The 6,780-nt window shown below is 46.7% G+C and carries 4 protein-coding genes and 1 pseudogene; all 5 read left to right on the forward strand.

Going from position 1 to position 6,780, the window contains the following annotated elements; all coding sequences use genetic code 11:
* Positions 1-5 precede the first annotated feature (5 nt).
* On the forward strand, positions 6-1,547 hold the full coding sequence (locus BST81_RS21215; protein WP_075600514.1) for a radical SAM protein: 1,542 nt from the start codon (positions 6-8) through the stop codon (positions 1,545-1,547).
* Entirely contained in the window at positions 1,548-3,740 is a 2,193-nt protein-coding gene (locus tag BST81_RS21220) for a methyltransferase domain-containing protein (protein WP_075600515.1), read from the forward strand.
* Between the two features lie 826 nt (positions 3,741-4,566).
* The gene (locus tag BST81_RS28950; RefSeq protein ID WP_253188420.1) at positions 4,567-5,187 is read left to right on the forward strand and encodes a glycosyltransferase; all 621 of its coding nucleotides are present in this window, start codon (positions 4,567-4,569) and stop codon (positions 5,185-5,187) included.
* A gap of 26 nt (positions 5,188-5,213) precedes the next feature.
* Positions 5,214-6,176, forward strand: a complete 963-nt coding sequence (locus BST81_RS21230) for a methionyl-tRNA formyltransferase (RefSeq protein ID WP_075600517.1) — start codon at positions 5,214-5,216, stop codon at positions 6,174-6,176.
* Positions 6,177-6,382: 206 nt separating this feature from the next.
* Positions 6,383-6,780, forward strand: a pseudogene (locus BST81_RS28955) (ISKra4 family transposase); the annotation flags it as partial.

Raw genomic sequence — 6,780 nt, forward strand, 5'->3', positions numbered from 1 at the left:
TGAGTATGCAAGTTCTAGGTGATACTGATCTTCTGCCCCTCGGATGGAGAGTGCCAGAATTAGAGGGAACGCTTTATATTCCGTCCCATGGCATTCCACTCCATGTGAAGAGTTTAGAGCGCCTTCTTAAAGCAGGCTTGGAGCAAGGCCAAGAGATTGCCTTCAAACCTACTGTGCCTGTTACCTCTCAGTTAGGTTTATCACAGTCGCCAGTATTAGTCTATTACTACCCTCAAGCCATCTCAAGTAATTCAGCTAGCAACACTGTAGAACCCCCTCAACTTTCTACAGTTCCAGCTTCTTCATCCCACTATATTGAAGTATTTCAACAATCAGGTATTGCCTGGTTGGGGCAAAAGCTTGTCAGTAAAACTGCCTGGATCAAGCTTTTTAAGTTGTTAGCACTCAGAGCATTCTCTGGCTCTTCAGCGTCCATTGCTCCCCAACAAATTTCTGAAGCAATGACCTCTTCATCGTCTGGATTAGAGGTTGGTGACATAGCTATTCTCTCTGATACCGATCTGGATGAGCAAGAATATTATTTTGCCGATCACTTTCCCACATTCACGCCTAAGCCGAATCAGGTCAGTGTTGTGATTGCCAATGCCTGTAATCTCAAGTGTGTTATGTGTCCTTATCACAGCCCTGTGATTACACCAACTCACACCACTGATTTTTTCAAAGATAAGAGTTGGATGTCCTGGGAGATGATGGAGCGGCTGGCCCAAGAATGTGGACGAGATCAACTACCAGTGAAAATTGGCAATATCGAAGAACCCTTGCTTCATCCTAAAATAGTTGACTTTGTCAAGCTCTGTCGAGAGCAAGGGGCGCCCTCCGTTCATATCACCACTAATGGACAACTGCTGACTGAAAAGAAGGCTTACGCTCTGCTAGAAGCAGGATTAACCAGTCTCTACGTGAGCTTTGATGCTGCCCGATCGGAAACCTACGATCAGGTGCGGGGTGCCAACCTGCAGCGTGTTGAAGATAATCTTCGCTATTTCTTGAAACTGCGTCAGGAACTGGGTGCGAGTTGCCGGGTGATGACCTCCTTTGTCCGGAACAAAGGAGTCAGTCAGGCAGAAGAATTTGAATTCTTAGATCGCTGGCTCCAGTCAACTGATGGTGTGATCTTCTATAATCTTGCAGAGTATGAAGAAGGTAACACCCACTTTGCCAAAATCAACCAGTCTGCACAGGAATTTCTACAACAAGTCGAGGGGCGCTGGGCTTGTTTGAATCCCTGGGAAGAGGTGTATATTTTACCAGATGGACAAGTTTATTATTGTTGTGAAACAGTCTCGAAACTGGCCTTTGAAAAATTGGAATCTATGGGAGATTTTAACTCCCAAACTCTCAGAGAAATCTGGCAGGGTTCCCTGTTCAATCAGCTTAGAAAAGATTTGCTGCGTAACGATTTGGAAAATCGCTCCTCCTGTAGAGATTGTGGTATCTGGATGGGCCATGTTGTGTCTCAAGAAGATCACGATGGCAAGCGGATCACAACCAACATGATTACTGAGATCTATGAACTGGAGCGTTAGATGAATTTTTTGCCGCTTGAAACGCTCAAGGCATTAGGGAGAACGGAGTACGAAAAAGAATTTATTGAGATGGAGTATGAGGCCGGTCTTCCTTATTATTTGGCCCGACTCGATCGCTTAATGTTCTCTGGTCAGCGAGTTCTAGATGCCGGGTGCGGAGTTGGTCAGTGGACAGTGGCCCTGGCACAACGCTTTGAGCAAGTTGAGAGCATTGACTTGAAGGAAGATCGCCTGGACATTTTGGCAACGGTGGTTCAGCAACTGGGAGTAACCAATGTACGCTGGCAACAGGGGAGCATTGAACAACTTCCCTATCCCGATGATTGCTTTGATGCTATCTTCTGTTATGGTGTCTTGATGTTTACTCAGGTTGAAAAGACACTTGCCGAGTTCTATCGGGTGTTGGCCCCAGGAGGTAGGGTCTACATCTGCCTCAATGCGGACGGATGGAGCAAATTCCTGATTCAGGAACGGGGATTACAGGATGAGAATGCCCTGCAGGCAGGTCGGGATGTTTTATACAACACTTACTGGAATCGGGCAGTTAATCACCTGACTGAACAGATCAAGACACCGCGTGCGTTGGCTGCCAGCATGTGGGTCAGCTATGAAGTTGGGAAGAGCTTCTCCCACAAACGGTTTTTGAGATTGCTCTATCGACTATTCAAGAAACAGTTGGATAGATTAGGTCAGAAAATCATTTGTGATTTTTTAAATCTAACCTACTTAAATCCAACCTACGATCCCACCCAAGTTCCTCATATCCTCACGTTGCAGGTCAGTCCCGCCTTTGCAACAGCGATGTTGCAACAGAGCCCCAAAGGTCAGGCATTATGGAACGATGTTGCTGCTACCTGTGGTGAGCTGTACTTGCAGAGATTAGTGGGTGATATGCAAGCATTACTGATCGGAGGGTCAGATGCACGATCGGGGGATGTGTCGCGTGCTTATCAGCCTGCGGAATTACAACAACTGGCTGAGGGGGTTGGTTTTTGTGATTTTCAATGGGCTGGAGAAGCCCAATTAATGTGTGATTGGGTTACTCCAGCTGAACAGCCTAAATACGCAGCTTATTTTCGCGGGGAGTTATCTGTTTGGGAATGTCTGCTGCTCAAACCCCAGACGTTGCAACCGGATGTAGGCAATCATTGGAAACTAGCTCATCAGGCGCAGAGTCAGCCTGTTTTTTGGGCAAGATCTGCCAAACCCTTATTGAGCAGTGGTAGTTTCAATAGCTATCCCCCTTATTTACTGGAACACGCCAAGCAGGTGGGGCAGATGTTGGGAGGAGAACAATATCTCAAGCATCTGGCCAAGAGCCTGGTTCAAGATTCCACAGACGAAATAGCAGTGGTCAGAGATATCATAGCTTTCGTACAACAGGCTATCTTCCGAGATCCAGTAGCCCAACCTCTAGAGCCTCAGACGGGAGCATTACCAGACCCACTCACGATACTAATTTCTGCCCGTGGGCGCTGTGGTCATATTGCAAAAGTTCTAGTGGCTCTGTTTAACGCAGTTGGACTAGATGCTCGAATTCTGCAGTTGAAAAAGCATATCGCAGCCGAGGTCAAGCTCACCGATCGCTGGGTCATTGTGGATGCTGATGCCTTCAAACATGGCATTATTCCCGTGAATCAGCGGGGAGAGATGCTGACTCTGGAGGAACTGACTGAGCATCCGTATCAATTGGACCGATTTCCTGCCACTGGCTGGATGTTACAGCCTGGTTCTCGCTTTACTCAGGGCATTCGAGGGGAGCAGGTCAATGGATACGTGGATGCCTTGCCTTTTGAGCAACGCGGTTATACTTCTGGGTATTATGTGCCGGCTGCCTGGGGATATCCGCCTTCCTTACCTGTGATTACCCAGTTTGAAGCCCATGGCCAGGCGTTTATCTTGAAATGGACCTCGTCAGTTGTTCAAGAAGACACATTGGTTGGATATCGAGTGCGGGTTGGTACCCGATCGCGGGGTTGGTGTTATGACAACCCAGGGTATGACAGCAATAATTTTCAAATGACTGCTGAGGATGTAGTGAATATTGAAACAAAGCATACGGAGATCTCCGGCTCTTTTCCCAGTTCAGTCAGCCGATTATTTGCTTCAGTCACGCCGGTCACTAGCCGAATTGAAAAGGAAGCTGAAACTTATTTCTGGCCCAGTAAGGAGGCAATCTGTGATCTGGCGTAAAGGACTTGCCAAATTAGCTCGGCCTATTTTGAACGCAATCGCCAGAAGAGTATTTGTCTTAAACCTTGATGTAACGCCATCACTACCAGATACTTTTGAACTGATGCTGATGAATGCAGCCCGATCAGTTGCTGCAGATGGTGATTTTCGACTCATTCTACCCGTTGACTCTGAACGCCCTAAATTTGCAGACAAAGAAATCAAAATTGGCTTTTTCGGCAACATTGCTAATAACGCTTACATTTTCACCAAATGTCTTCGCCGTTTAGGATACGATGCCGAGCTGGTGATCGAAGATGGGAGTACAGATGCGGATCTGATGAGTCGTCCGTTCTGGGAGGATGTGGAAGTTGCCTGTGCCTCTCTAGAGGAGTCAATGGCCTTCGAGCAACAGTGGCATCCGCCAACCTATGTGCGTCGGGTTGTTTATGACACCACTCTGCAGCTGAAGTTTCAGGGAAGATTGTCCGCCATCCCAGAAGTCCAGGAAATGTATCAACAGTCTTTTGGTTTATCATTGCCTGTCGATCGAGCCCTGCTGCTAGCTCAGAATATGGGGCACTGGCCTTATCTGCTAGCTATGAAACGCTATGATGTCATCCAGTTATCATCAGCAGCGATGGCGATGGGAATCTTTTGCCCCAAACCTTATGTTGTTTATCCGACGGGCAGTGACCTATTTATTGCCCCTTTTGAGGAAACCTTCTTTGGGTTATTAATGCGGGCCGGTTACCGCCATGCCAGCCACTGTCTGCTGATTATGCATACCCTCCCGGAGTATCTCAAGCGACTACAGGTTGTTGCGCCTCAATCTACAGCTCTGGTCATGGTGGATACAGAGGTGTATGCGCCAGGGGGAGGAGAACAAGTCCGAGCACAATGGCAGCAAGCAATTGGTGGCCAGAAATTTCTGCTTAATGTTTGCCGTCAAACATGGCTCTGGAAAGGCAACGATCGCTTAATTCATGCCTTCAGTCGCTTTGTTAAAGAGTATGGTGACTGGCGATTAATTCTGATGGAGTGGGGAAAAGATATTGAGCAATCCAAGGTACTGATTGAGGCGTTAGACATTAAAGACAAAGTCCTGTGGGAACCGATGTCTTCCAAGCCTCGCCTCCGTAGGCTCCAGCAAGCCGCTGATGTTGTATCCGACCAGTTTGTCATGGCTGCCTATGGGACTTCTGTTTTAGAGTCCATGGCTGCAGGTAAGCCAGTGCTCAAAAGCCCTCTCAATCCTCAAAACGATTTATTGTGTATTTCAGATCTGCCTCCCTTCGTAACTGCAAATGAAATTGATGAAATTTATCAAGCTTTGATTAAGCTAGATGATGAAGAATTCAAACAAAAAAAAGGGGTGGAAAGCCATGATTGGGTCAGGCGTAATCATGGTTACTTAGCTATTACAGAACGATATATTGATGCCTACAAATCAGCTTTGTGCTTTTAACTATATGTACTTTAAATCCAAAATAAATGATGAATGATCCAGTACAAAAGGTGCTTTTTATTGGGAGTAAAAAACTGGGTTTACGAGTGCTCCAGGAAATGATTACCCTCTCTCCATCTACTCTTGTCGGCATCATGACGATCGAGGATAAAGATGATACTCGTACAGTATTCAGAGATTTTCAAGCTCTCGCTGAAGTGGCTCATTTACCTTTCTATGTGGCTCAAAATAGAAAGCATTCAGAGGGGATCATTGATATGCTTAAACCGGAATTGTGTATAGTAGTGGGTTGGTACTGGTTGATCAGTCAGGAATGTTTAGGATCCGTTCCTCGCGGATTTATTGGCATTCATAATTCCTTGCTTCCCCGATATCGGGGAGGTGCCCCCCTAATCTGGGCGCTGATTAATGGGGAGAAGCAAGTAGGGTTTTCTCTATTTTCATTTTCAGTAGGAATGGATGATGGTCCCATTTGGACCCAGGGTCATGTAACGGTTGACGAAACTGACTATATTAATGATGTTTTAGAAAAATTAGAGGCCAGGATTCTTGAAGTGATGCGCGAGAAATATCCTGCGATTATCAACAATGAGATCGTTCCTATTGAGCAGCAGCACTCATTAGCAACCTATTGCGCTCAAAGGTTTCCCACTGATGGAAATATCAATTGGTTCCAATCAGCACGCTTTATTTACAATTTTATCCGAGCTCAGTCAGCCCCATATCCGGGTGCGTTTACAATCTATGAAGGAAAAATCTTAAAAATATGGCGAGCAAAGCTCTTTCATTATGATTACTATGGGATACCTGGCCAAGTGGCGAGGATCGATCAGGATGGTGTTTACGTCATTTGTGGTAATAATCGAGCAATTGTGTTGCAGGAAGTCGAGCTGTTAGGTCAGCGGGACAAGGCGCAGAACTTCATTAAATCCATCAAAACTCGTTTCTCCTGCTGCTGGGATGAGGGGTTTCAACCTAATGAAGCATAGAGAAGGATGATCACAAGAGAACCTGATTGACTGATGAATCTCCGCAGGGACAGATTGACAAGTTCTATTCGGTTCCTGCCAAGAAATCTGGTCAACCTGTCAACCTGTCGAGTGCATCCCACTTTTGCGATGAGTATAAGTGCTTAGAGCTGTGTTTGAAAGAGCGCGCTAAACTTTGAGCATTCCTGCTTTGGTCAACCACGCTTATGGACCCTGAGAAAAAAGCCCAAATTCAAGCCCACGCCCGTGCCCTTGCCGCCTTGCTATACGAGGAAACCGACCCGGAGCAAGTGAAAACATTGGCAGGGATTGAGGCAGCAGTGAGAGGGCATCTGCTGGAACACGTCGGTCCAGAGATCGGGGATTTTTTATTGCAACAAGCAGCGGCACCACGAGTGGACGAAAGCGCAGGCTCGATAGTATCATCGGACGACTGCGCTTGAGTGAGAAGCAGGCACAAATTCTGGAGGTGAAAGCCTACACGCGCTGGAGTCCTTACCTGGAGCAGTGTTGTTTATTGGTGAGTGCCAATGAGTCGTACGAACGAGCAGCGGAAGACATCGAAGTACTGACTGGGGTGAAGGTTGCTCACAGCACTCAACAA

This window comes from Leptolyngbya sp. 'hensonii', from assembly GCF_001939115.1.
In the GTDB taxonomy this organism is placed as follows: Bacteria; Cyanobacteriota; Cyanobacteriia.

Excerpts from the sequence above, each read along its gene's own strand:
- BST81_RS21215 (WP_075600514.1), top strand. The coding sequence starts at position 6 with ATGCAAGTTCTAGGTGATACTGATCTTCTGCCCCTCGGATGGAGAGTG.
- BST81_RS21220 (WP_075600515.1), top strand. The coding sequence starts at position 1,548 with ATGAATTTTTTGCCGCTTGAAACGCTCAAGGCATTAGGGAGAACGGAG.
- BST81_RS28950 (WP_253188420.1), top strand. The coding sequence starts at position 4,567 with ATGGTGGATACAGAGGTGTATGCGCCAGGGGGAGGAGAACAAGTCCGA.
- BST81_RS21230 (WP_075600517.1), top strand. The coding sequence starts at position 5,214 with ATGATGAATGATCCAGTACAAAAGGTGCTTTTTATTGGGAGTAAAAAA.